General features: G+C 40.3%; 23 protein-coding genes. 15 read left to right on the top strand and 8 right to left on the bottom strand.

Going from position 1 to position 23,115, the window contains the following annotated elements:
• Window positions 1–113: 113 nt before the first annotated feature.
• From ACF8FD_RS08930 to ACF8FD_RS08920, 3 genes are all read right to left on the bottom strand, one after another.
• Window positions 114–1,577, bottom strand: a complete 1,464-nt coding sequence (locus ACF8FD_RS08930) for an amino acid permease (RefSeq protein ID WP_279678921.1) — start codon at window positions 1,575–1,577, stop codon at window positions 114–116.
• A gap of 9 nt (window positions 1,578–1,586) precedes the next feature.
• Window positions 1,587–2,612: a class I SAM-dependent methyltransferase gene (locus ACF8FD_RS08925; RefSeq protein WP_279678922.1), complete on the bottom strand. Its 1,026-nt coding sequence runs from the start codon at window positions 2,610–2,612 to the stop codon at window positions 1,587–1,589.
• A gap of 67 nt (window positions 2,613–2,679) precedes the next feature.
• A complete protein-coding gene (locus ACF8FD_RS08920) occupies window positions 2,680–4,050 on the bottom strand; it encodes a uracil-xanthine permease family protein (RefSeq protein ID WP_004695168.1) in 1,371 nt (456 codons plus the stop codon).
• Between the two features lie 171 nt (window positions 4,051–4,221).
• On the opposite strand from ACF8FD_RS08920, the gene typA reads away from it, so the two are divergent.
• The 3 genes from typA to ACF8FD_RS08905 all read left to right on the top strand — a co-directional run bounded on the left by typA (window position 4,222) and on the right by ACF8FD_RS08905 (window position 7,152).
• A complete protein-coding gene (gene typA / locus ACF8FD_RS08915; RefSeq protein ID WP_010327435.1) occupies window positions 4,222–6,060 on the top strand; it encodes a translational GTPase TypA in 1,839 nt (612 codons plus the stop codon).
• 201 nt (window positions 6,061–6,261) lie between these two features.
• Window positions 6,262–6,696, top strand: a complete 435-nt coding sequence (gene mscL, locus ACF8FD_RS08910; protein ID WP_004983115.1) for a large conductance mechanosensitive channel protein MscL — start codon at window positions 6,262–6,264, stop codon at window positions 6,694–6,696.
• A gap of 126 nt (window positions 6,697–6,822) precedes the next feature.
• Window positions 6,823–7,152: a gamma-glutamylcyclotransferase family protein gene (locus tag ACF8FD_RS08905; RefSeq protein ID WP_004983113.1), complete on the top strand. Its 330-nt coding sequence runs from the start codon at window positions 6,823–6,825 to the stop codon at window positions 7,150–7,152.
• Window positions 7,153–7,210: 58 nt separating this feature from the next.
• Here the strand turns inward: ACF8FD_RS08905 and ACF8FD_RS08900 are convergent, their stop codons facing one another.
• A complete protein-coding gene (locus tag ACF8FD_RS08900; RefSeq protein ID WP_058870212.1) occupies window positions 7,211–7,495 on the bottom strand; it encodes a peptidylprolyl isomerase in 285 nt (94 codons plus the stop codon).
• Window positions 7,492–8,346, bottom strand: a complete 855-nt coding sequence (gene mutM, locus ACF8FD_RS08895; protein WP_234304549.1) for a bifunctional DNA-formamidopyrimidine glycosylase/DNA-(apurinic or apyrimidinic site) lyase — start codon at window positions 8,344–8,346, stop codon at window positions 7,492–7,494. Before mutM ends, ACF8FD_RS08900 begins: the two co-directional genes overlap by 4 nt.
• A 344-nt stretch (window positions 8,347–8,690) precedes the next feature.
• Here mutM and ACF8FD_RS08890 point away from each other — a divergent pair, with 344 nt between their 5' ends.
• The 3 genes from ACF8FD_RS08890 (at window position 8,691) to ACF8FD_RS08880 (ending at window position 12,219) form a co-directional block, all read left to right on the top strand.
• Window positions 8,691–9,971: a carbohydrate porin gene (locus ACF8FD_RS08890; protein ID WP_234304550.1), complete on the top strand. Its 1,281-nt coding sequence runs from the start codon at window positions 8,691–8,693 to the stop codon at window positions 9,969–9,971.
• 108 nt (window positions 9,972–10,079) lie between these two features.
• Window positions 10,080–11,195, top strand: coding sequence for an NADH:flavin oxidoreductase/NADH oxidase (locus ACF8FD_RS08885; RefSeq protein ID WP_234305072.1), 1,116 nt, complete (start codon window positions 10,080–10,082; stop codon window positions 11,193–11,195).
• Window positions 11,196–11,295: 100 nt separating this feature from the next.
• Entirely contained in the window at window positions 11,296–12,219 is a 924-nt protein-coding gene (locus ACF8FD_RS08880) for an AEC family transporter (protein ID WP_234304551.1), read from the top strand.
• Window positions 12,220–12,260: 41 nt separating this feature from the next.
• Here the strand turns inward: ACF8FD_RS08880 and ACF8FD_RS08875 are convergent, their stop codons facing one another.
• Window positions 12,261–13,070: a tetratricopeptide repeat protein gene (locus ACF8FD_RS08875; protein ID WP_234304552.1), complete on the bottom strand. Its 810-nt coding sequence runs from the start codon at window positions 13,068–13,070 to the stop codon at window positions 12,261–12,263.
• A 293-nt stretch (window positions 13,071–13,363) separates the two neighbouring features.
• Here ACF8FD_RS08875 and ACF8FD_RS08870 point away from each other — a divergent pair, with 293 nt between their 5' ends.
• Window positions 13,364–13,609, top strand: a complete 246-nt coding sequence (locus tag ACF8FD_RS08870) for a hypothetical protein (protein WP_004695190.1) — start codon at window positions 13,364–13,366, stop codon at window positions 13,607–13,609.
• A 340-nt stretch (window positions 13,610–13,949) separates the two neighbouring features.
• Window positions 13,950–15,134, top strand: a complete 1,185-nt coding sequence (locus ACF8FD_RS08865; RefSeq protein ID WP_234304553.1) for a sorbosone dehydrogenase family protein — start codon at window positions 13,950–13,952, stop codon at window positions 15,132–15,134.
• A gap of 101 nt (window positions 15,135–15,235) precedes the next feature.
• Here ACF8FD_RS08865 and ACF8FD_RS08860 read toward each other — a convergent pair whose 3' ends face one another.
• Entirely contained in the window at window positions 15,236–16,321 is a 1,086-nt protein-coding gene (locus tag ACF8FD_RS08860; protein WP_234304554.1) for a GTP pyrophosphokinase family protein, read from the bottom strand.
• 89 nt (window positions 16,322–16,410) lie between these two features.
• A complete protein-coding gene (locus ACF8FD_RS08855) occupies window positions 16,411–17,133 on the bottom strand; it encodes a folate-binding protein YgfZ (RefSeq protein ID WP_234304555.1) in 723 nt (240 codons plus the stop codon).
• A 261-nt stretch (window positions 17,134–17,394) separates the two neighbouring features.
• Here ACF8FD_RS08855 and acnD point away from each other — a divergent pair, with 261 nt between their 5' ends.
• The 7 genes from acnD to ACF8FD_RS08820 all read left to right on the top strand — a co-directional run bounded on the left by acnD (window position 17,395) and on the right by ACF8FD_RS08820 (window position 23,071).
• Entirely contained in the window at window positions 17,395–20,001 is a 2,607-nt protein-coding gene (gene acnD, locus ACF8FD_RS08850) for a Fe/S-dependent 2-methylisocitrate dehydratase AcnD (protein WP_234304556.1), read from the top strand.
• Between the two features lie 80 nt (window positions 20,002–20,081).
• Window positions 20,082–20,303, top strand: coding sequence for a hypothetical protein (locus ACF8FD_RS08845; protein ID WP_201706719.1), 222 nt, complete (start codon window positions 20,082–20,084; stop codon window positions 20,301–20,303).
• 30 nt (window positions 20,304–20,333) lie between these two features.
• Entirely contained in the window at window positions 20,334–21,287 is a 954-nt protein-coding gene (locus ACF8FD_RS08840) for a DUF4062 domain-containing protein (protein WP_159153320.1), read from the top strand.
• 144 nt (window positions 21,288–21,431) lie between these two features.
• The gene (locus tag ACF8FD_RS08835) at window positions 21,432–21,605 is read left to right on the top strand and encodes a hypothetical protein (protein ID WP_234304557.1); all 174 of its coding nucleotides are present in this window, start codon (window positions 21,432–21,434) and stop codon (window positions 21,603–21,605) included.
• Between the two features lie 190 nt (window positions 21,606–21,795).
• The gene (locus tag ACF8FD_RS08830; RefSeq protein ID WP_004695201.1) at window positions 21,796–21,939 is read left to right on the top strand and encodes a zinc ribbon-containing protein; all 144 of its coding nucleotides are present in this window, start codon (window positions 21,796–21,798) and stop codon (window positions 21,937–21,939) included.
• Window positions 21,940–22,057: 118 nt separating this feature from the next.
• A complete protein-coding gene (locus ACF8FD_RS08825; RefSeq protein WP_234304558.1) occupies window positions 22,058–22,633 on the top strand; it encodes a DUF4126 domain-containing protein in 576 nt (191 codons plus the stop codon).
• A 231-nt stretch (window positions 22,634–22,864) separates the two neighbouring features.
• Window positions 22,865–23,071 (top strand): hypothetical protein, encoded by a 207-nt coding sequence (locus ACF8FD_RS08820; protein WP_234304559.1) that lies wholly within the window; start codon window positions 22,865–22,867, stop codon window positions 23,069–23,071.
• The last annotated feature ends 44 nt before the right edge of the window (window positions 23,072–23,115 follow it).

Raw genomic sequence — 23,115 nt, 5'->3', positions numbered from 1 at the left:
GAACCATGCTGTTGATGGATGTGTGCATGATTGAAAGGTTATGGTTTAAGTAAATGAATAAATGAAGAAAATAAAAAAACAGCCCGAAGGCTGTCTTTTATTATGAATGGATTTTATTCGCGATCAGGATTCATTGGACTGACATCCATTTCTTGGTAAGAAACCAGTTTGGTTTTGTATTTCCATTTATAGCCTAGCCAAATCGCCAAGAATAAGAAAATACCGATATAGGTCGATAAAACAGAGAGCCATTCGCCATCAAGTACTGCTTGGTAGTTTTGACCTAAAACAACAATTGCACACAGGATAAAGGCAAACCATGGGGCAAAGGGAAAGAATTTCGCACGATAAGCTAAGTCTTCAACCTTATGACCTTGGGCAACATAGCCTTTACGGAAACGAAAGTGTGAAACAGCAATCCCTAACCAAACAATAAAGCCACACATACCCGACATATTGAGCAGCCAATTAAAGACCTGTTCTTCGCCAATGAAGGTGGTTAAGAAGCAAAGTGCAGCAATTGCAGTTGTCGCATAAAGCGCATTCATGGGTACGCCGCGTGGGTCTAATTTGGCAAACACTTTAGGTGCACTGCCATTTTGGGCCATATTGAACAGCATACGCGTAGATGAATACATCCCTGAATTACCTGCCGATAGAATCGCGGTTAAAATCACGGCATTCATAACGCTGGCAGCAAAGGCAAAACCAGCTTTTTCATAGAGTAAGGTAAATGGAGAGAGTGCAATATTCTCTGATGAAGCCGCTTGTAACAAAAGTGGATCATCATATGAAATGAGTGTGCCGATAATGAAAATACATACCACATAAAACAGTAGAATACGCCAAAAAATCTGTTTGATGGCAATCGGAATCGTCTTTTGTGGATCTTTCGATTCACCTGCAGCAACACCGACCATTTCGGTACCTTGGAACGAAAACCCTGCAATCATCGCCACACCAATCAGTGCAGATAAGCCACCAACGAAGGGTGCTTCACCTTTGGTCCAGTTGGCAAAAGTTGCGACACCAGGCGTCATCATGATTTTAGCAATCATGAAAATACCAATGATGATAAACACAATGATGGCAAGGACTTTGACCAAGGAGAAGAAGAATTCACTTTCACCAAAGCCTTTGACTGTCAGTGCATTGATCCCAAAGACAACAGCTAAGAAGAGAGCACTCCAGTAGAAACCGGGCAGGTCGGGAAACCAGAATTTCATGATGAATTGGACTGCAACCAATTCAAATGCAACCGTAATGGCCCAGTTATACCAATAGTTCCAGCCAAGGGCGAAACCAAAACCGCCTTCAACATACTTGGTGCCATAGGTGAAAAATGCACCCGATGTTGGGTTGTGTGTTGCCAACTCACCCAAACTGGTCATGAGAAAGTAAATCATCACACCAATTAGGCAGTAAGCCAATAACGCCCCGCCAGGGCCAGCATTTGCAATGGTCGCACCTGAGGCAAGGAATAAACCTGTACCAATTGAACCACCAATCGCGATCATATTCAGATGGCGAGCTCCAAGCTTCCGCTTGAGTTGAGCTGGTTGAGTCGTTTCGCTCATCATTGTTCCTTAAGATTTCTTTTGTGTGCTGGCAAACAGCACTTTAAAGCCTTGTTGATCGGCTTTGGTTGTACATTGGCCAAAACTTTGCTCAATGAGTAATGGATAATTCAGAAAGCGGTTGGCAACAATCCACAACTCGCCATCCGATTTAAGATGGCGACGGGATGTTTTGCATAAATTTTCGCTGGCATTGTAATCTGTATGAATGCCTTGATGGAATGGGGGATTACTGACGATTGCGTGTAAAAACAGAGGAGCATCCTCAATTCCGTGTACCGCTTTAATCTCAAGTTGTTCTGGTAAAAGGTTATTTTTCTCAAAAGTCATTTTTGTTGAAGCGAGTGCAAAGGCATCGACATCCAGTGCAAAAATGCGATTTTTCGGATTTAACTTGGCCAAATAAGCACTGATTACACCTGCACCACAGCCAAAGTCTGCAATTTTTCCAGAAGTGACCTGTGAAAGGTGGGGCAATAACACGGCTGTACCCACGTCTAGACGATTTTGACTAAATACCCCCGGTAATGCGCAAATCTGTAATTCACCTTTCGGGGTTGGCACTGTATAGAGTAGTGCCCAATCGGCCAAAGGTTTTGCGGTTACGGTTTTTTCGGTGATTAACTGCCACATTTGACAATGTCGAGCGCTGTCTAATTTGAGGGTTTTACCAAAAGGTTGCAGCTGTTTAGAGGCGCGTTCTACACCGCCTTTCTTTTCACCAACTAAAAAGATCGATGCGCCTACGGCCAAGCGACTCACCAGTTGGTGTAGGACATAATTGAGTAGTTCTTTTGACTTTGGAACAAATACGATGGCTTGATCAAAAGCGACATCAGGCAAATCTGTACCAAAATGCACATCACTTTGTTGGTTTTGGAAATATTGTAATTCGTTAAAATTCCATGTCCAAAAATGTGGCTCTACAGCAGCAATCAGCTGTGTGTTTAATTCGTCACACGGTGCATTGACCAGTAAAACTGAACCAGAGAGAAATTCTTGCTGGCGAAGAACAACTTCACTTCGTGGATCCATTTTATATACTCCATTGTAAAAACGATGCCCAGACAGTGCTGGGCAAAGTGCATACTGAAATGAACAATTATTTCTTCGTTTCAGGAAGAATAATATTTAATAACAAAGCTGCAATACCACCTGTCGCAACACCTGAACTGAAGATGTTACGGAATAATTCTGGTAAGTGTTCCAAAATTTGTGGAACTTGTGCAACACCTAAACCGAGTGCTAATGAAATGGCAATAATCAGTAGTGCGCGGCGGTCAAGATGAATACCTGACAGAATGTTAATTCCAGAAGCTGCTACAGCACCGAACATCACCATTACAGCGCCGCCTAAAACAGCTTGAGGCACTGCCTGAATCACACCTGCAACAGCAGGGAGTAAACCCAAAATCACCAATAACGCAGCAATCCAGATGCCGACATAACGGCTCGCAACGCCAGTAAGCTGAATCACGCCATTATTTTGTGCAAAGACCGAACTAGGAAAGGTATTGAAAATACCAGCAAGGAAAGAGTTTGCACCATTCACCAAGACACCGCCTTTAATACGCTCCATCCATGTTGCACCATCGACAGGTTGGTTAGAGAGTTTAGAGGTTGCTGTAATATCACCAATTGCTTCTAAAGACGTCACTAAATAGATGAAGGCCATTGGAATAAACAAGCTCCAAGAGAAGCTTAGTCCAAAATGCATTGGCGTTGGAACTTGTACTAAAGGCGCATCTTTTAAACCTGAAAAATCCAGATGCCCCATAAAGCCTGCAAGAGTGTACCCTGCAATTAAGGCAATTAAGATAGCAGAACTTTTTACCCATGTAATACGGATGCGATTCAGTAAGATAATTAAGCCTAAAACCGTACACGACATGATTAGGTTGTCTGCATTGGCAAAGGTATTGTTTGACATGGCTTGATAGCCACCACCCATGCTGATCAGACCTTCTTTAATGAGGGTCAAACCAATCAATAACACCACAATGCCTGTTACCAATGGGGTAATTAACATTTTCACCCAAGGCAGAATACGTGACACGCCCATTTCAATAAATGAACCTGCGATTACCACACCAAAAATTGCAGCCATGACGGATTCTACTGGAGTACCTGCAGCAACCATGGCAGAGCCGATTCCAATAATCGGGCCGATAAAGTTAAAACTGGTGCCCTGAACAATTAATAAGCCTGCACCAAAAGGTCCAACTTTTTTACATTGTAAGAAGGTTGCAATCCCTGAGATGACCAAAGACATGGATAAAATCATGTTAGTGTCTTCTTTCGACACACCAAGCGCTAGGCAGATGAGTAAGCCTGGAGTAACAATTGGGACAATAATTGCAAGGAGATGTTGAAATGCAGCAAGAAAAGCAATGATTGGGCGAGGGCGGTCGTTTAAACCATAGACCAAATCGAGTTGATCTGTTTGATTGGGAGAGAGATTTTGATCAGACATATGTCAAAGGGTGTTAGCAAGGTGGCGCTATTCTAATCGCTTTACACAGCTTTACAAAATTAATTACACACCACTTATCAAAAAAAATGAGTCTGTCAATAAACTGTCACTACTAAATTCTATTATTTTTCTGTATAATTTGCCCTCAAACTTTAGGCGTATCGAATTTACATGTCAGATATCAAAACTCTCCGCAACATTGCCATCATTGCGCACGTTGACCACGGTAAAACCACTCTAGTAGACAAACTTTTACAGCAATCAGGTGCACTTGGCGATCGTGCAGGCGAGATTGAGCGTGTCATGGATTCAGGCGCGATTGAAAGTGAACGTGGTATTACCATTCTTGCAAAAAACACTGCAATCAAATGGTTAGATGCACGTACCAATACAGAATACCGTATTAACATCGTCGACACCCCAGGACACGCAGACTTCGGTGGTGAAGTTGAACGTGTAATGTCGATGGTTGACTGTGTACTTCTTCTTGTTGACTCTCAAGAAGGCCCAATGCCACAAACTCGTTTCGTAACGCAAAAAGCGTTCGCACGTGGTTTGAAGCCAATCGTAATTATCAACAAAGTCGACAAGCCAAGCGCGCGTCCAGATTGGGTTATTGATCAAGTATTTGATTTGTTTGATAACCTTGGTGGTTCTGACGAACAGTTAGACTTCCCAGTTGTTTACGCTTCAGGTCTTCGTGGTGTTGCTGGTCCATCTCCAGAAGAATTAGCGGAAGATATGACGCCGTTGTTCCAAACAATTGTAGACATTGTTGAACCACCAGCAGTCGATGTTGATGGTCCATTCCAAATGCAGATTTCATCACTTGACTATAACAGCTTCGTTGGTGTTATCGGTGTAGGTCGTATTCAACGTGGTTCTGTAAAATTAAACACACCAGTAACTGTGATTGATAAAGACGGTAAGACACGTAACGGTCGTATCTTAAAAATCATGGGTTACCATGGTTTAGAGCGTGTTGATGTTGAATCTGCTCAAGCAGGCGATATCGTGTGTATCACAGGTATTGATGAACTTCATATTTCTGACACCATTTGTGATCCGAAAAATGTTGAAGCTTTACCAGCATTGTCTGTAGATGAACCTACAGTAACCATGACTTTCCAAGTAAACAACTCTCCGTTTGCGGGTAAAGAAGGTAAATTTGTTACTTCACGTAATATCCGTGAACGTTTAGACCGCGAATTAATTCACAACGTTGCGCTTCGTGTTGAAGATACTGATAGTCCTGATAGCTTTAAAGTATCAGGTCGTGGTGAACTTCACCTTTCAGTTCTTATTGAAAACATGCGTCGTGAAGGCTTCGAGATGGGCGTATCTCGCCCACAAGTAATCTTGAAAGAAGTTGATGGCGAAAAGCAAGAGCCATACGAAAACGTAACATTTGACGTTGAAGAACAGCACCAAGGTTCTGTAATGGAACAAATGGGTCACCGTAAAGGCGAAATGACGAATATGGAAGTTGACGGTAAAGGCCGTATCCGTATTGAAGCAACTGTTCCTTCACGTGGCTTAATTGGTTTCCGTTCAGAATTCTTGACCATGACTTCTGGTACAGGAATCATGACTTCAAGCTTCTCACACTACGGTCCAATGAAACAAGGTACTGTTGCGAAACGTCAAAACGGTGTGTTGATTTCTATGGTTCAAGGTACTTGCCTTGGCTATGCATTGTTCACATTGCAGGACCGTGGTCGTCTATTTGCTAAACCTCAGTTAGAAGTTTACGAAGGTATGATCATTGGTATTAACTCTCGTTCAGATGACATGACAGTTAACCCAACTAAAGCAAAACAGTTAACAAACGTACGTGCTTCTGGTACTGATGATGCGTTGACTCTTGTTCCTGCTGTTGAATATACGCTTGAACAAGCGCTTGAATTCATTGAAGATGATGAATTAGTTGAAGTAACACCTAAGTCAATCCGTATCCGTAAGCGTTACTTGACTGAAAACGAACGTAAACGTAACCGTTCTGGTAAATAAGTTTTAAAAATGATGTTGTCCCATGCGGGGCCGCGACATTTAAAAATGCCATCAATTTATTGATGGCATTTTTTTGTTTAAAATTAGCAAACAAATATATAAAAGCAGATGATTTCCGAGTAAATTACGTGGAAATGAAGCTATAAAATTAATGTATACTTCGTCACATAAATTAAAGTCAAAAAATAACTGGAGATTTAGATGAGTATTGTTCAAGAATTCCGCGAATTTGCGGTAAAAGGCAACATGATTGATTTGGCTGTCGGTGTAATCATCGGTGGTGCATTTGGTAAAATTGTCGATTCATTGGTGAAAGACATCATCATGCCATTGATCACGGTTGTGACTGGTGGTGGTGTAGATTTCACACAGAAATTCTTTGTTTTGGGGGACAACCCAAACAATTTACAGTCTTTAGATGAGTTGACCAAAGCTGGGGTGAACGTCCTGACTTATGGTAACTTCCTTACGATTTTAATTAACTTCATCATTTTGGCATGGGTGGTGTTCTTAATGGTGAAAATGATTAATCGTATGCGCCGTAAACAAGAAGAAGCAGCGCCAGAACCAGCAGCAACGCCAGAAGATATCGCGTTGCTACGTGAAATTCGTGATGAATTGAAAAAACGTCAGTAATCGAACGGTTAAAATAAAACGGCACATCAAGTGCCGTTTTTTATGTCTGAGACTTATCGAAAGACTGGTTTTTGTACAATTTTGACTTTATGATGCGCGCTGATTGAATAGCTGTGGTGATGCCGAATGAATCAATTATTTGTCTATGGGACGCTCCGTCCAAATCATGAAAATGCCCATCTTTTAGAGCGTATAGGTGGAACATGGCAAAAAGGCTATGTGCATGGCGTGGTGCATATTTTGGATTGGGGACCCGACAAAGGCTTATTCGCCATTGTTTTAGATCCGCAAGCAGCAGCAGTTGAAGGATATTTTTTTAGCAGTGAAAAATTAACCGAACATTGGGATGCGTTGGATGAGTTTGAAGGGATACAGTATCAACGGGTGAGGGTACAAGGGACGTTGGAATCTGGCGAACACGTTGATGCTTGGACATATGAGATGAAAGAGGCTTAATCAAATACTGTGTTTGTGATGTGCTTAGACATAAACACATCACATACCGCGCATCCTTTTAAAAATCCATACGGAATTTAATTTCTACTAAATGAAAACCAAATTGGCTCTTGATGGGGCCATGTAGTACTTTTTCAGCTGCACTAAAAACCAATTTATCAATCACAGGCACCAATTGGCCTTTTTTGACTTCACCTAGTTCACCACCGCGTTTAGCTGAATTACAGGTGGAGTATTGCTTAGCAATTTTGGCGAAATCGGCGCCATCGTGGATTTTCTTTTTCAGTTGTTCAGCGAGGTCTTTGTCTTTGACCAAAATATGACGAACAATGGCAGTTTTCATTTGGTTTTTCCTCGAGCTGTGGCTTTGGGCTTAGGTTGCACTTTTTTCAGCGGTTGGCATTCGGGACAAAACACAGAAGCACGCTGTCCTAGTTTGATGTTTTCAAGCGTAGTCTCGCAGTTCACACACATTTCACCTGCTCGACCATAAGCCAATAAAGTTTGTTGAAAGTAACCATTTTCACCCATTGCGTTGGAATAGTCCCGCAGGGTAGACCCACCTAAATCGATGGCCTGCTGCAAAATACGTTTAATCTCGACCACCAATTTTTCAATTTGGCTGGGTGTTAAACTAGACGCCACTTGCGCAGGGTGTATTCTTAAATTAAACAAACTCTCTGTGGCATAGATATTTCCGACACCAACCACCACATGGTTATCCATGATTGCAACTTTTATGCCGACCTGTTTGCTTTTTAACTTTTGGCTTAAATATTTAGCGTTAAAATCAGCACTCAGTGGTTCAGGCCCAAGGGTATCGATTAACTTGGTTTGCGAATATTTATCCAACCATAAAATACAGCCGAAGCGGCGCGGATCATGGTAGCGTAGCTCGACATCTTCAAAACGAATAATCAAATGATCGTGTTTACGCAGGGTTTCACCCACCTCACAAATACGGAAACTACCAGACATACCCAAATGCCAAAGCATCGTGTCTTGTTCAAAAATGGCCAAAATGTATTTAGAACGGCGTTTGAGTTGAATTAAACGCTGACCCACCAGTTTGCTGAGATCGGCGGGAATCGGCCAGCGCAGGCTCGACTGGCGAACTTCAACACTGAGTACTTGTTGATCTAATAACGGCGCTAGACTGGCTTTGGTGGTTTCAACTTCGGGTAATTCTGGCATGGCAACATGAGATGATAAAACTTGAGGCTAATATTGCGGTGTACACGCAAGATTGCAAGTGATTTCAACGAGAGGCTTGCCTTTAGCACATTTGTACGGAGCTAGAGTGCGAGTGTGATCAGGAATCATCCTCTTTAAATAGCATTCTTGAATTGAGTGAAAACTGCTATGAATCACCCAAATCCAATCTTCTATTTATAGCTGTGGGCGATATTGATAACTTTTTTTTGACTTAATGATAAAAATTTTGCTGAGATCTTTATTTAAAAATTATGTACTTTTCATTAAATTTTTCATTTAAATGAAATGGATTGTTCTTCATTTTAGTTTGGGGCTTGGGTTTTATGCGACAGTTTTCTTTCTCTTTATTTGCAACAGCAATGTGTGCCTGGGCGACAGTGAGTCATGCGGAGCAGATGTTAGATGTACAGGGTCAGTATTTGTTTGGTGACTGGCAGGGAAAACGAACTGAATTGGCGCAAAAAGGCATTAAGTTTGAAGCCAATGCTTTAACAGATACCAACTATTTGGCGGATGGCGGGCATAATGCAGGTGCAAGCCCAAGTACCGCTTCGCAGTTTTGGTTAGGTACACAATTTGATTTAGAAAAGCTAGCCGGCTGGGAAGGGGTCACTGTTCGTTTTGTTGCGACTGCGCGTCAAGGACAAAGTACCTCAATTCGAGATTTGCAAGATCCTTCTGCACCGCAATTAGCCAATGTGCAAGCCACCTATGGCCGTGGAAACCAAGACAGCCGTTTATCTGAGCTTTCGATTGAAAAGCGATTTAAAGAACAAGGGCTCAGTGTCAAAGTTGGGCGACTGGGTTTGGGTTCTGATTTTGATGTGATGGCGTGTGATTTTGTCAGTAATGCCTTTTGTGCCGCACAAATGGGGAAATGGCAGGGCAATATCTGGATGAATACGCCGGTTTCACAATGGGGCGGTCGTATTAAGTACCAACTGACCCCTGAAGTAGCAACTCAAGTGGGTGTTTATGAATTCAATCCAGATAATGGCAATGGAAAAGCCGAAGGACAAGGTTGGAGCCTAGACACAGAGCATGCCGATGGTGTGACTATTCCTGTGGAAGTGATTTGGAGACCGAAAGCACTATTGAATGGTTTGGCGGGGAGCTATCGGGTTGGTGGGATATATAACACCGCAGATGATCCAAATAACCAATATGATGTGGCTTATGGCAAAGGTGTGGTTGGCGAAGACCGGACATTTGCAGGATGGCTTGCCATCGAACAGCAACTGACTTCAACGGGTGCAGGGCGCCAAGGTTTGCATAGTTTTGCCAACTTTACATGGCATGACCGCATTACTAATAAAGTAGATAACTCACAACAAGTGGGGCTGAAATATATTGGGGTATTTGAACAGCATCCGACGGATATTCTAGGTTTGGGTGTGAATCGAGTACACCTAAATGATCGATTCACTGCGGGTAAAGCACAGTATGATGCGAGCGCGGAATACAATATTGAACTGAACTATAGCTATAACACTACGCCGTGGTTAATGTTACGTCCCAACATTCAGTATGTGGTCAACTCAGGTTCAAGCCATGTGGTGGATAATGCACTGGTCTTGGGGCTTGGAAGCCGCATTATTTTTTAAATGGATAGCTATAAAAGTGCAAAGGTTTGACAGCAGATTTGCACTTTTAGCGTTGAATGCAAGGCACTTTATTTGTTATAGATCATAGTGAGTACACGGAGAGCTATGATGCCATTATTATTTCAACCCATTCAATTTGGGGATCTAAACTTAACAAATAAAATCGTGATTGCACCGATGTGCCAATACTCAGCCAATGATGCGGGTGAGCTGAGCTATTGGCATGAGCAACAATGGGCCAATTATGCTTTGTCAGGTGCAGGTCTATGTATTGTTGAAGCGACAGCCGTACAAGCGGTAGGACGGATCAGCTTTGCGGATTTAGGACTGTGGAATGATTTGCAACGTGCGCAAATGAAGGCCTTACTTCAAAAAGTCAAAATACTCTCTCCAATGCCTTTTGCCATTCAACTGGCACATGCAGGACGTAAAGCATCGACCGATCGTCCTTGGTCGGGAAAAGGTCAGATCAAACCGAATGAACCCCATGGTTGGCAAACGGTGTCTGCCAGTGATGTGCCCTTTAAGCCCGAAGAGCACGCACCACATGCTTTAAGTGTGACGGAGATGCAAGACATCATCGATGACTTTGCCAGTGCTGCGGTACGCGCTGTAGATGCAGGTTTTGAGCTGATCGAATTACATGCAGCTCATGGCTATTTGTTGCATCAATTCATGTCACCCCTGTCGAACCGACGTACCGATGAATATGGCGGAAGTTTTGAAAACCGCATTCGATTTACCTTAGAAGTATTCCAAGCCATTAAACAAGCTGTTCCTGAAAACTATCCCGTAGGTATACGTTTATCTGCAACTGATTGGATGGAGTCGACCGCAACAGAAAGTTGGGATATTGATTCAACAGTGGGGCTATCGAAAGCGTTGGAACAACTCGGTGCGGCTTATATTCATGTTTCAAGTGGTGGCTTGCATGTGGAACAAGACATTCAGATTAAGGCCAAATATCAAGTACCTTTTGCCCACGCAGTGAAGCAAGCGGTGAAAATTCCAGTCATTGCGGTGGGATTGATTACAGAAGCCAAACAGGCTGAACATATTTTAGAAGCGCAAGAAGCCGATGCAATTGGTCTGGCGCGCGCCATGTTGTATGACCCACGATGGCCGTGGCATGCAGCCGCAGAACTGGGTGGGAAAGTCTCTATCGCACCGCAGTATTTACGGTGTCAGCCACATGGGATCAAAGATTTGTTTTCTGCGTTTTAATCACATATTCGCCAATTGGTCTTTAAAAATATTTCAACTGAGTAAAGGTGTATCCTAGGATAGGTCTTTACTTACATCATCTGGAAAAGGAACAGCTTGAATGATTTTTTCGGTAATTTTTCCAGTATTTTTCCTGCTCTTCCTCGGTTTTGCATCTGTCAAAATCCAGTTGCTCGCTAAAGAGCAAATGACTGCAATCAGTGCTTTTGTCATCAAAATTGCGTTACCTGCTTTATTGTTGCATGCCTTAGCTTCAAAAGATTTACATGAAATTTGGTATCCGTCATATTTTTATGTTTATGCCGCTGTGACCTTTGGCTTATTTATTACGGCTTTTATTTTAGGTCAAAAGCTGTTTAAAAATCACTTTACCCATGCTGCAGTCTTTTCACTGGGTGCATCCATGTCCAATACTGGGTTATTGGGAGCAGCAATTTTGACACTTCTGATGGGAAGTGAAGCGATGATTTATATTTCATTGGTGGTGATCATTGAAAGTGTATTTCTTGTACCGCTGATGCTCACTCTGGCAGAAATAGGGCGACAAAGACAAGCCAATTTAGCCTCCATTTTAAAAACCACATTTCTCACGCTACTCAAAAATCCACTGTTCTTGTCGGTGATGCTTGGCATGAGTTGTGCGATTTTCGAACTTCAAATTCCACATTTAATCGACCAAGTGTTTGCGATGTTAGGTCAGACTGCTGCACCTCTAGCGCTCTTTATTATTGGTGGGGGAATGGTGGGGCTAACCATTCAATCGTTTAACTTACAAACCGTTTATCTGGTGATATCTAAAAATATTTGTATGCCAATATTGGTTTATTTAGGGCTGACCTATTTGACTGAGTTGGACCCAAAGATGATTTATGCAGGGACCTTGATTGCGGCTTTACCGATGCCTTCTCTATTTGGAATTTTTGGGCAAGTGTATGGATTGAATGAAAAAGCACTCACTCCATTGATGATCAGCACGCTATTGAGTTTTGTGGTGGTCAGTGCCTTGATTGGTCTTTGGTGGTGAAAAAAATACTCTCAATTGAGAGTATTTTTTGAAGAAGAGATTTATTTTTTGACCGCAGCTGTTGCAGCTGGAGCTTTAGCTTGATCGGCAATCATTTTATCAACCATCGCCAAAGACTCTTTGGCCTGTGGCACATTTTCCTTGGCTAAAGCGGTGAAAATTTTCTTCGCTTCAGGCAAGTTCTGCGGAATGATATTGCCATTAGCAAACATATTGCCTACGGCCATCAGTGCAGGAATGTAACCTTTTTTGGCTAAGTCTTGAATGCTGTTGAGACCTTTTTGAATGGGTGCTTCTTGTTTGTTTTTAAAGCCTGTGCTGATGTCGTACAGGGCTTGTGCATGAATGGCTTGATAGTTGCCTTTTTTCACCAAAGGCTCAAGTTTCTTAAGGGCTAACTTTTCAGACTCTGGTTTATTTTCGGAAAATAACAGCACGGCATATTCAACGGTTGCATCATCAAAGCCTAATTTAGATGAGGCTTCAAAGTGTTGTTTGGCTTTGTTAATGTCTTGAGGCAAGCCTAAAGTACCAGTGACATAGTTTTTCGCAAGCACATAATGCGCAACAGGGTAGCCTTTGTTTGCAGCATCTTGATAGAGCTGAATGGCTTTCTTCTCATTCTTCGCTGTGCCTTGACCAGTCTGAGTCAAATAAGCCAAGTTGTACATGGCTTGTGGGTTGCCAGATTTTGCCAGTTTTTCTAAAGCCTGATACGCCCCTGTCATATTATTGGCTTTGACCATTTCCTCAATCTTGGCAAATTCGGGGTTAATGGTATCTTGAGTGGAGGCTGCAAGTGCAAGCTGGCTAGAGAGTGCAATTAAGCTTGCAAGTACGAGTTTCTTCATGTTTTATAAACCTTTTTCTTACACATAAGTCCATCTATGTGTGTATTTGTTTTGAGTCATTTCACATCATAAGTTGAATTGTGTGAATGTAAATATCTGAATTGTGTCTTGGTCTTACAAATTTTCGTTGATTGTGTTGATCGGTATATCTTTTTCCAATACAACCCGCGTGCTATGCAGTGGAAAAGTCTGAAACGTGTTATTGGTATTTGTAGCGGATGAGCTTTGGGATTTATTAGGATTCTGGCTTAGATTCTGTTTAAATAGCGCTGAAAATGAGTAGTGAGTTCAGCATGTTTATTAAGTCAATTAAGCGAAATTATTTAAAAGTTTTGGCCGATGAGTCGATTCCAGATGGTGAAAAAATTGATGCCTTATTGATGAAATTGGGTGGTGAGTTTTTAGTGAGCAAAGATGACCGTGTATATATCTTTGAAAAAGATGGTGTGACCGCAAAATTTGATGCTAAACATGCACGAGACTTTTCATTTAAAGACTATCTCTGCAAAGACATGAATAAGCTGTTTCATGATTTTTGATGTTTAATCTTCATTGAAGATGAGTGAACTATTAAATAAGGCTCTAAAAGGGTTTACGTCCTTGGATGAGCCTTTTATCCAAGTACTGATGGTTGCTGTAGACTTCTAAAGCAATACTTTTTTATGTTCTGTTTATAGCCACAGAACGAGAATGAAGGCTTTAACCCACTGTAAAGACACTTGCAGTGGTTAGGCTAAAAGATAATATAAAATAATATTTTGTATATGAAGAGCCTATACGATTTTCTAGCAAAAGCGTTTGACTATGTGCTCATCATTCAAGTTATATCATATAAAAAAGAAGGTTACTTTTCATAAGATGAATCGAGACGTCTCTAAAATGATAAAAATATTCTCAATCTTATTCATATGTTTAGTTGGTTCAATGGCAGTTTTAGCAGGGCAGCCAAATCTTGTGTCTCATCAAATCAGCTTGAAAAATGGGAAGCGTTTTTCTCTCAATCTGCCAGCAAATTACGACATCATTCCTGCGGCTGAGGGTTTAAAACGTGTTCGTTTTTTTAGCAAAGCACCTGACGGTAGAATGTTTGTCACAGATATGCAGGATTTGACCGACAATAATAAAGGCATCGTTTATATTTTGGATGAATGGAATGCTGAAACTGGTAAATTCGGCAAAATCATTCCTTATATGACAGGTCTGAAAAATCCAAATTCAGTTCAATTTTATACCGATTCTTCAGGGCAAGACTGGTTATATTTGGCTGAAACTCATCAGCTCACCCGACGAAAATTCACCCAAGGTGAAATAAAACCCACGGCTAAAGCTGAAGTTTTAGCGACTTTTCCTGATTATGGTTTAAGTTATAAATATGGTGGCTGGCATTTAACACGAACCATTGCAGTAGGTGGGAACGGTAAAATTTATGTTTCAGTCGGCTCAAGTTGTAATGCTTGTGCCGAGAAAGAAAAAGTTCGAGCAATAGTTTTAGAAATGAATCCCGATGGTTCGGAACAAAAGATTTTCGCCAAAGGCTTACGCAATGCCGTCGGTTTGAAATGGGTGGGTAAATTTTTATTTGCCACCAATCAAGGTGCAGACCATCTGGGTAAACACAAACCTGACGAAACTTTTTATGCACTCAAACGTGATGCCGATTATGGTTGGCCATCTTGCTATTCGTCGAATGGTAAAATTTTTGCAGACCCAAAATTTAAATGTCCAACTGGATGTAAAAATGTACCATCTCCTTACGCTTATTTTCCTGCGCATTCATCTGCACTAGGATTTGACTATTTTGATGATCCAAATACGGATGACACCATTAAAAATTCTTTTTTAGTGGCTTTACATGGTTCTACGGATGCCACGATTGGTCATGGCTATAAAATTGTGATTATGCGTAAAGGGCAAAAACTTGAAACCTTTATGGATGGTTTTTTAGTAGGGAATAAGGTGAATGGTCGACCTGCGGATATTTACCGTATAGATGCAAATTCCTTTTATTTTTCAGATGATAAGAGTGGTGTAGTTTATTTTGTGAGGAAGACAGGCTCATCTTAAAGTTCCTTGATTGTTTAACTCATATAAGTGGGTGTAAATAATTCTGTGCAAATGTGGTTTTATTTACACTCTTAAAATATTTTTTCTTTCAAAATTATATTTTATTCAGGCATTGAATAAGCTTCTTCAGGAATAACAAAAACTGAGTGCTTTTCATAAATATGATCTACATAATCTTTACCTAATTTATTACAAAGATCTTGATATTCTTCTAAATCAGCAGCAATTGGACCAACTCTTTCTGAATAGAAAAGAGTTTCTTTTTCTAGGTCTTCATATTGTAAGACTCTATCTAAAATATAATGTAAAAATTTAGAAGCTTTGTAAGTTTCTAAAGTTATTTTACTTAGATTTTTGCTCCATACATTTTCAATATCATTAATCGTATGGAAATTAAAATATGATAATAACTTATAAAATAGACTATCTTCATCTTGAAGAGATTCAATTGAGTAATCGTTAGGATTTAGATGGAATTCTGAATTTATTAATTTTTTGTTCAAATAATTTATTATTGAAACTTTATTAATTTCTTCATCCAAAATTTGCTCTTCATTAGAAGATTTTAAAGTAGCATTATAAGCTTTGATTTCTCTAGTTAGACGATTAAATTCAAGATCTGCTGACTCTAAAAGACCAGACAATAGGTTAAATCTACGTTTTAATTCGTTGGGAAGTTGTCCTTTTAATTTATAACCTCTATCATGTTCAATTTCTGCCCAAGCATGTGATAAAGCGGTTCGGATTTGAATTTCAAAACATAAATTTTTTAGATCCTTGTATTCTTCTAGATCATTTCTTTTGCTACCTAAATCGCAAATATAGTGAATAGATCTATAACCAAACTTATCAACACCTAGTTCATTGGTTTTATCTATCGAATCTTCCTTATGGATATTGAATGTATTCTCAATTATTTCAGAAATTACTTTTAAGTCATCTTCAACTAAAGCAATGATACGAATACCCGAAATATCCATAATCATTTCAGTATTCTCATATTTTTTCTTTAAACATTTATTTTTCAAACTATTAAATTGCTTAGTTCTATGATGTATCCCTACTAATGCAATTTTTTCTTGGGAAAGTACATTTTCCAAAATATTTTTGACAGATAAACAGAGTTGGTCGTATTTTAATCTATTATTGTTGTACCAATGTTGTAAATCTGAATCTTTAATTGTCATTTATTTAAAGCCAAAACTAATATTTATCTTCTTATTGATTATCCTATAAAAATAAGGAAAATCAATTGATTTTCCTTATTTTTAAAATGTTATTGCGGTCTTGCCACATCACCATTTAAGCGTTCTGGTAAGTCTAAAACTGTTACATCCAGCTCGCTCAACGACTCAGGACGTGCCACCACCAACGCGACATAACCGCCATCAATCGCAGCGCTATTCACCACTTGAATACCTTTATTCAACTGTTCAGCTTGCGCAGGCGCACTGCCTGTACTCTGAATTAAATGCAACCACGCTTTTGGTTTGGCTTTAAACCATAAACGCGCAATTACTTCCTGACCCAAGTAACAGCCTTTGTCATAGTGTACGCCTTCACGTTGGTGTAAACGTAGCTCTTGAGGTTGAAATACATGCTCAATGGCTTGGTCGATAAACGCTTCACCATGGGTAATGGCTTGCACTTGCCATGCTGCAATATCGGTAGACTCAGCAGAAAAGGTGGTACGGTCTTGCGTGAATGTTGGAAAAACTGAACCCATAGGTTCAAGTTTCATTTTAGAGAAAGCACCAAACTTTTTAATGTGTTTAGCAAAGTCTTCCGACTGGTCTTGAGTGGTGACAATTTCAAAATGTTCAGGGTTACGTTTTGTCAGCCACAAACCAAAGTGGATACGGCCTTTCAAGTCACAAATGGCGGTGTATTGCGTTGTATTTTCAGCCAAAGCTTCAACGTTGACCGTCACTTGACCTTGTAAAAATTTGAGTGCATCTACACCAATTAAAGTGAAAGAGGAGAAAGCTAGATCGCTCATGAATTGCTCGCCTACCTTAAAATCTAATACTAAAGAATTAGGGCTATTTTCCGCTATTTTTCAGAAAAAATCATATTTAGAGTAAATATTTAAAAGTTAATGTAACTAAATGTTTCAAAAACCCCTGTTTTTATATCTAAGTTTATGAAATATAAACGATTTGGGAAATGGGTTTTCGACAGTGTAGTATGCCTAGCAGACAAAGATGAATTGTCTAGTAAAGACAGTGAAGAAAAATGAAACACCAAAGGCAGGAACGCTATGAACAAGAATCACCGCAAACCACTGCAAGGCACCCAGCTAGAATACTTTGATGTGCGAGAAGCCGTTGAACAGATTCAGCCAGGCGCTTATGCAAAACTTCCATACACCTCAAAAGTATTGGCTGAACAGTTAGTGCGTCGTTGTGATCCTGCCATTTTGGAGCAGTCATTAAAAGAACTGATTTTCTCAAAACAAGATCACGATTTCCCTTGGTATCCTGCGCGTGTGGTGTGCCATGACATTCTTGGACAAACGGCATTGGTTGACCTTGCAGGTTTACGTGATGCGATTGCAGATCAAGGCGGTGACCCATCGAAAGTGAATCCTGTGGTGCCAACTCAGCTCATTGTCGATCACTCTCTTGCTGTGGAATACGGTGGTTTTGATCCAGATGCCTTTGAGAAAAATCGCGCCATTGAAGACCGCCGTAACGAAGACCGTTTCCACTTCATCGAATGGACCAAAACAGCCTTTGAAAATGTTGATGTAATTCCTGCGGGCAACGGCATCATGCACCAAATCAACTTGGAGAAAATGTCTCCTGTGGTGCAAAGCCGTGAAGGTGTGGCATTCCCAGATACTTGTGTCGGTACAGACTCACACACGCCACATACCGATGCACTTGGTGTGATTTCGATTGGTGTCGGTGGTTTAGAAGCTGAAAATGTAATGTTAGGTCGTGCTTCTTGGATGCGTCTTCCAGATATTATCGGTGTTGAATTTGTTGGACAACGTCAAGCGGGAATCACTGCAACAGATATCGTTTTAGCTTTAACTGAGTTTTTGCGTAAAGAACGTGTGGTCGGTGCATATTTAGAATTCTTTGGTGAAGGTGCGGACAGCATGTCGGTGGGGGATCGTGCCACGATTTCCAACATGACACCTGAATATGGCGCAACAGCGGCGATGTTTTATATTGACCAAAACACGCTTGATTATTTAACCCTGACAGGTCGTGAAGCAGATCAAATCAAACTTGTAGAAACTTATGCCAAAGAAGTTGGTCTTTGGGCATCGGAGATGAAACAAGCAGAATATCCGCGTGTACTGCGTTTTGATTTATCGACTGTAACGCGTAATATTGCAGGGCCATCGAATCCACATGCACGTGTATCAACCAGCGACTTAAAAGCCAAAGGCATTGCAGGTGTGGTTGAACAGCGTACCGATGGTTTAATGCCAGATGGTGCGGTGATCATTGCAGCCATTACTTCTTGTACCAATACATCTAATCCACGAAATACCGTTGCCGCAGGTTTGTTGGCACGTAAAGCCAATGAATTGGGCCTAACCCGTAAACCTTGGGTGAAATCATCTTTTGCGCCAGGTTCTAAGGCTGCTGCGCTTTATCTTGAAGAAGCAGGCGTATTGGATGACTTAGAAAAATTAGGTTTTGGTATCGTGGCGTATGCATGTACCACCTGTAACGGTATGTCAGGTGCGTTAGACCCTAAACTGCAACAAGAAATTATTGACCGTGACTTGTATGCAACAGCGGTGCTTTCGGGTAACCGTAACTTTGATGGTCGTATTCATCCTTATGCAAAACAAGCGTTCTTGGCATCACCTCCGCTCGTTGTAGCGTATGCGATTGCAGGAACCATTCGTTTTGACATTGAAAAAGACGCATTAGGCACGGATAAAGACGGTAATCCAATTTACCTGAAAGATATTTGGCCTTCGGATGAAGAAATTGATGCGCTGGTTAAAGAAGCGGTGAAGCCTGAACAGTTCCGTAAAGTGTATATTCCAATGTTTGATTTGGGTGTTACTGAAAAAGCGGCAAGTCCTTTATATGACTGGCGTCCACAAAGTACCTATATCCGCCGTCCGCCATATTGGGAAGGGGCTTTGGCTGCGCCACGTACACTGGCAAATATGCGTCCGCTTGCCATCTTGCCTGATAATATTACAACGGATCATTTGTCTCCATCGAATGCAATTATGATGGATTCGGCAGCAGGTGAGTACCTACACAAAATGGGTGTACCTGAGGAAGACTTTAACTCCTATGCAACGCACCGTGGTGATCACTTGACTGCACAACGTGCGACATTTGCGAATCCGAAACTGTTTAATGAAATGGTGGTTCGTGCGGACGGTACGATTAAGCAAGGTTCGAAAGCACGTGTTGAACCTGAAGGCGAAGTGATGCGTATGTGGGAAGCGATTGAAACTTATATGAACCGTAAGCAACCTCTTATCATCATTGCAGGTAAAGACTATGGTCAGGGTTCTAGCCGTGACTGGGCTGCAAAAGGTGTACGTCTTGCAGGTGTTGAAGCGATTGTGGCAGAAGGTTTTGAGCGTATTCACCGTACTAACTTGGTGGGTATGGGCGTGTTACCGCTTGAGTTTAAAGCAGGTACTGACCGTAAAACTTTAGGTTTAGATGGTACTGAGCTATATAGCGTGATTGGTAATATCGCGCCACGTTCGACTTTAACTTTAGTGATTGAGCGTGCGACGGATGAAGGTAAGAGTGAAATCGTTGAAGTACCTGTAACTTGTCGTCTAGATACTGAAGAAGAAGTGTCTGTTTATGAAGCGGGTGGTGTATTACAACGCTTTGCGCAGGATTTCTTGGAAGGGAATGTGGCGTAGTTAAAAATAAGTCTTTTTAATACTTGAAATAATTTTATAAAGCCATATTTCATATATGGCTTTATTTTTTGTGTATGGATATGGAAAGATATTTGGATTTAGATGGTGATTCAGGTGTAGTTGGATATGAAATTGGGGATACTTTCATAAGGGTTAAATTTAGTGGTACAGCTAAAATTTATACTTATAGTTATCGAAAAGCAGGGGTTAATAAAGTAGAAGAAATGAAGCGATTGGCTAAATGTGGCGATGGTCTTAATTCTTATATTAAGTTGTATGCTAATAAATTGTATGACAGATAAATTAACCGTTATTAAATTTTGAGACTTCAGATGAATAAAAAATTACAAGTATTTATTTCTTCTACTTTCATCGATTTGAAAGAGGAAAGACAAGCTGCAGTTAGTGCAATTTTAAAAGCAGGACACATTCCAGCAGGTATGGAGTTGTTTAAAGCCGCTGACAAAAGTCAATGGGAGATTATAAAGCGTTGGATAGATGAGTCTGATGTTTATATGCTTATTCTAGGTGGTAGATATGGGAGCATTGATCCTCAAAAGGGCGTTAGCTATACAGAATTAGAATATGACTACGCTGTTGAGACGGGAAAACCATTATTTGCTGTGGTAATTGAAGAGTCGGCTTTAGAAGAAAAAGTTAAAAAAAATGGTTTGGATTTTTTAGAAAGAGACAGACCTTCTGAATTAAAACTTTTTAAAGAAAAAGTTTTACAAAATATGAGTTCTTTTTTTAATGATTTAAAAGATATTAGACTAACTGTAATGGAAAGTTTGCCAGAAATTGCTCAGATGAATAATTTGTCCGGATGGGTGTCGGGTGATGATATTCCCGATATTAATGGATTAATTAATGAAGTAACTGAACTTAGAGAAAAAATTAAAGATTTAGAAAAAGACAATAATCAGTTAAGAATGAATAAAAGTCGGGAATCTAATACAAATAATTATCAGGAATTAATACAAGTACTAGAGTCAATCAAAGTTAAGGTGCCAGAAAATGTTTCTAAGCAAAGCGCTGAAATGGAATTGACTCTGTTACAATTGTATAAAAATAGTAGTGATTATATAATTACGGGTATTACTAACGCATTTGGTGTAAGCGATGGAGAATCATTTCTTTATCATAATGTTTGTCCTAAGTTACAAATTCACGGTTTAGTTGAAAATGAAAAAGTTACAGGTGTAAAGTATCGTAGATTTGCAATGACGAAAAAAGGGACGGAGTTTTTGGCATATCTACAAAAACAAAAAATTTTAAAAGTGTAATAAATTATCAATTGATAATCTGACTTATTTAGAGTTCCACCACGCTTTACGGTGGAACTGCAAAGTAGTTTATTTAAAAATTTACACTTCATTTATTCAAATATTAATCATTTTGGTATTCCGCATAATAATTAGGAGTCACAAATGCCTATAGAAAAAGAAACACTTCCTAAAATTGAAGAAAATACTGTTCAAAATAAAACAATCGAAGTAGAAAAACTATTTAAATCACTTTCTGAAATGCCTTCTGACTTCTATTCCGAAGAAAGAGTAGATGAACCACCGCAAGAACGAGAAGTTATCCAAATCAGAAAATAGTAGAATTTCTACATGTAGATGAACTGCAAGTAGAGAGCTAGATTAGCAAATCCTTGTAAAGCAGCCAAAATTTCCAATCGAAATTATACTTTGCCTAAATGCCATCATCATTTGTCGAAATGATCAATAGACATCCATCATAAAATGCATATACTAGTAAGACCATTTTCTAAACATATGGAGAACAAAAATGGTTACTGCTGGCGAAAAACCTGGAACAGGCTTCTATTTTTGTGTTCAATGCGGACACCGCGTCTACTTAGAAATTGGTACAGATCGTTTACCCCCGTGTACCAAATGCCAAGGCAATCAATTTAACAATAAGAATGCCTAAGCCAAAGATTTAACAGTTACCCACTGTTTAAAAGAAAAGCCCTATCACCCGATAGGGCTTTTTGCTAAGTTATAAAAAAGATAAAAACATCCCAACTTAGGCCACACAGGAAAAGCACATGGAAACCATATTAGGACTTTGTATCGGCATTGGCTTAAGTGCTGCCTGTGGCTTTCGTGTCTTTGTCCCACTCTTGGTCATGAGCCTTGCATCTATTATGGGATGGTTCGAACCCATGCAAGGTTTTGAGTGGTTAAGCATGCCATCGGTGTGTATCGCCTTAGCCATTGCAACTGTCTGTGAAATCGCAGCTTATTACATACCTTGGGTCGACAACGCTTTGGACACCATTGCAACGCCAGCCGCGATGGTCGCAGGAACACTCACCACTATGGCAGTCAGCAGCGGGGAAATGTCACAGTTTGCCAGTTGGGCCGCCGCAATTATTATCGGTGGCGGAACAGCAGGTGCTGTGCAAATGAGTACCGTTGCCGTTCGAGGGGTTTCAACTGCAACGACGGGCGGGGTTGCCAACCCACTGGTGTCTACAGTGGAGTGGATAGGTGCCGTTTTACTGTCCGTGCTGTCACTACTGGTTCCTGTCTTGGTGGTGATTGTGGGCATTATTTTGGCGATCTGGACCGTACGTTGGTTTAAACGTAAAAAACAACAAAGTATCAGAACACCCTTATAGTTTCAGTAGTTTTCTTATGGCATTGCTGGGTCTCTAAATTTTAAAAATAGAGTGGCTAATTTTTTGGTTAGTGGACATCAATCCTTTTAACTTGATATGGCTTAGAGGTCAGTTTCACTTTTAAAATAATGATTGATTTTTATACGGCATCCGTTTAATTTTATAAATACATACTTTTTGTATGGTTTTGTTTGTAGTTGAACTTTATAAAAATTATTCGGGGAACTGTAAATGATAAAATTTATTGTAAATGAACAGCCTAGTGAAAAAGGCATTCATCATATTCATAATGCATCCTTAGGTTGTGCAGATTTACCCAGCTCGGAGGATCAAATTCTGATTGGTTATTTTGCCAGTTATGAGCTGGCTTATAAACGGGCAAGAATGAACTGGCCCAGAGAAAAAGTCGAAGGTTGTGACAAGTGCTGTTTCAAATAATCAAAAACAAAAAAGCTCTGCAAATTATGCTGAGCTTTTCATTG

Source organism: Acinetobacter sp. TYF_19 (assembly GCF_043105125.1).
GTDB classification, from domain to species: domain Bacteria; phylum Pseudomonadota; class Gammaproteobacteria; order Pseudomonadales; family Moraxellaceae; genus Acinetobacter; species Acinetobacter johnsonii.
Note: the sequence above shows the minus strand (reverse complement) of the source record. Positions and strands in the feature narration are given on the sequence as shown.

Coding starts and splice junctions, on each gene's coding strand:
- mutM (WP_234304549.1), bottom strand. CDS start 8,346: ATGCCAGAATTACCCGAAGTTGAAACCACCAAAGCCAGTCTAGCGCCG.
- ACF8FD_RS08885 (WP_234305072.1), top strand. CDS start 10,080: ATGCCATTATTATTTCAACCCATTCAATTTGGGGATCTAAACTTAACA.
- ACF8FD_RS08870 (WP_004695190.1), top strand. CDS start 13,364: ATGTTTATTAAGTCAATTAAGCGAAATTATTTAAAAGTTTTGGCCGAT.
- ACF8FD_RS08920 (WP_004695168.1), bottom strand. CDS start 4,050: ATGTCTGATCAAAATCTCTCTCCCAATCAAACAGATCAACTCGATTTG.
- ACF8FD_RS08855 (WP_234304555.1), bottom strand. CDS start 17,133: ATGAGCGATCTAGCTTTCTCCTCTTTCACTTTAATTGGTGTAGATGCA.
- ACF8FD_RS08825 (WP_234304558.1), top strand. CDS start 22,058: ATGGAAACCATATTAGGACTTTGTATCGGCATTGGCTTAAGTGCTGCC.
- ACF8FD_RS08845 (WP_201706719.1), top strand. CDS start 20,082: ATGGAAAGATATTTGGATTTAGATGGTGATTCAGGTGTAGTTGGATAT.
- ACF8FD_RS08830 (WP_004695201.1), top strand. CDS start 21,796: ATGGTTACTGCTGGCGAAAAACCTGGAACAGGCTTCTATTTTTGTGTT.
- ACF8FD_RS08860 (WP_234304554.1), bottom strand. CDS start 16,321: ATGACAATTAAAGATTCAGATTTACAACATTGGTACAACAATAATAGA.
- ACF8FD_RS08840 (WP_159153320.1), top strand. CDS start 20,334: ATGAATAAAAAATTACAAGTATTTATTTCTTCTACTTTCATCGATTTG.
- ACF8FD_RS08865 (WP_234304553.1), top strand. CDS start 13,950: ATGATAAAAATATTCTCAATCTTATTCATATGTTTAGTTGGTTCAATG.
- acnD (WP_234304556.1), top strand. CDS start 17,395: ATGAACAAGAATCACCGCAAACCACTGCAAGGCACCCAGCTAGAATAC.
- ACF8FD_RS08890 (WP_234304550.1), top strand. CDS start 8,691: ATGCGACAGTTTTCTTTCTCTTTATTTGCAACAGCAATGTGTGCCTGG.
- ACF8FD_RS08835 (WP_234304557.1), top strand. CDS start 21,432: ATGCCTATAGAAAAAGAAACACTTCCTAAAATTGAAGAAAATACTGTT.
- ACF8FD_RS08905 (WP_004983113.1), top strand. CDS start 6,823: ATGAATCAATTATTTGTCTATGGGACGCTCCGTCCAAATCATGAAAAT.
- ACF8FD_RS08820 (WP_234304559.1), top strand. CDS start 22,865: ATGATAAAATTTATTGTAAATGAACAGCCTAGTGAAAAAGGCATTCAT.
- ACF8FD_RS08900 (WP_058870212.1), bottom strand. CDS start 7,495: ATGAAAACTGCCATTGTTCGTCATATTTTGGTCAAAGACAAAGACCTC.
- mscL (WP_004983115.1), top strand. CDS start 6,262: ATGAGTATTGTTCAAGAATTCCGCGAATTTGCGGTAAAAGGCAACATG.
- ACF8FD_RS08880 (WP_234304551.1), top strand. CDS start 11,296: ATGATTTTTTCGGTAATTTTTCCAGTATTTTTCCTGCTCTTCCTCGGT.
- ACF8FD_RS08925 (WP_279678922.1), bottom strand. CDS start 2,612: ATGGATCCACGAAGTGAAGTTGTTCTTCGCCAGCAAGAATTTCTCTCT.
- ACF8FD_RS08930 (WP_279678921.1), bottom strand. CDS start 1,577: ATGAGCGAAACGACTCAACCAGCTCAACTCAAGCGGAAGCTTGGAGCT.
- typA (WP_010327435.1), top strand. CDS start 4,222: ATGTCAGATATCAAAACTCTCCGCAACATTGCCATCATTGCGCACGTT.
- ACF8FD_RS08875 (WP_234304552.1), bottom strand. CDS start 13,070: ATGAAGAAACTCGTACTTGCAAGCTTAATTGCACTCTCTAGCCAGCTT.